Source organism: Salinisphaera sp. Q1T1-3, from assembly GCF_003602005.1.
In the GTDB taxonomy this organism is placed as follows: domain Bacteria; phylum Pseudomonadota; class Gammaproteobacteria; order Nevskiales; family Salinisphaeraceae; genus Salinisphaera.
Map to the genome: position 1 here is coordinate 1 of NZ_QZWD01000038.1, position 1,159 is coordinate 1,159.

Sequence of the window (1,159 nt, forward strand, 5' to 3'; positions counted from 1 at the left end):
GCTTGCCAGGGCGGTTTTTTGACGTTGGGTATGCGCTGCATGGTTTGTCGTAACAGCGCCCATCCCCGACTCAGCAACGCGATCCGGAATCGTGTCTCGTGCTCTGATCGTGTGGCCAGAGCCGCCAGCCAGGCCACGAGTGTTGCCAGCATATGAATCAGCAATAACATCTCGAGTCGGGCGCCCACACGCGTCTGAGTATCCTCGAACGCACAGCCATACTGATGCGATTTGAGATCCCGAAACGCCGTCTCGATCTGCATGCGTACGCCGTAGAGCCTTGCGATTTCGTTCGCGCTCTCTCGGGCCAGGCCACAAGAGGCAGCCAGCACCCAGGGCTCACGATACCGTCGTGCCATCTTCTCGGCTTTACCGCCCCCGGCACGCTTTTGATCCCGTCGCGTTTGATGGCGCCCCTTGGGCCGCCGACGTGTACGCACCAGATGACACGACGTCGGCCGGCTTCTCGTGATATCGCACAGACCCAGCGATTGCGGTTTGATAGGTGCCTCGTCGTAATATGCCGATACCGGCTGCCACGGGGCATGTCGACGACCTTCACGAATCATCACACGCCCTCGCAAACGTCCGATCCAGTCCCAACCCAAGGCCTCGACCGATTGAAACCACGGCGTGTGAAACCCGGCGTCCGTCAGCACAATCGGACGACAGGTGGCCGGCAACACGGATTGCAAGCGCGCGAGAAATCGATCGTGTACAACCCGGCTATTCAGATCTCGCTGCGGATGTACTTCCTCATACAGCGTCAAGGCCCGACCTCGTCGGGGAATGGACGCCCGCAAAAGCTGCCATCGGCCATCCCGCGGCAGTTCGCTCCAATCGACAATAATGACGGGGCGATCCTGCGTCACCAGACACTGTGCACTGGCGCGATAGAACGCTTGGCGATGCGCTTGCATCGAGCGATTGCTCAGCCATCGATCCAGCCGCTTGAGAGGCGCTGCGATCTGACGAGACGCCGGCCAATGGCGTGCAAGCGCCATGAGCGTCAGGCGTTGTCCGATCAGGCAGGCACACACGGCCTGCGATGTGGTGTGGGCGTTACGTTGATCGATCTCGGAAAAGACAGACCCGAGCCACGTCTGCAATACTGCACTCGCGTGCATGACGGCCTTCGCATTTTGGTCGATACGAAGGG

General features: G+C 60.2%; 1 protein-coding gene. It reads right to left on the reverse strand.

Translation table 11 applies throughout. The annotated features are described in order from the left end of the window. Window positions 1–1,127: IS4 family transposase (locus tag D3260_RS17060; RefSeq protein WP_120099810.1), on the reverse strand; the 1,127-nt coding region annotated here is incomplete at its 3' end. Window positions 1,128–1,159: the final 32 nt, after the last annotated feature.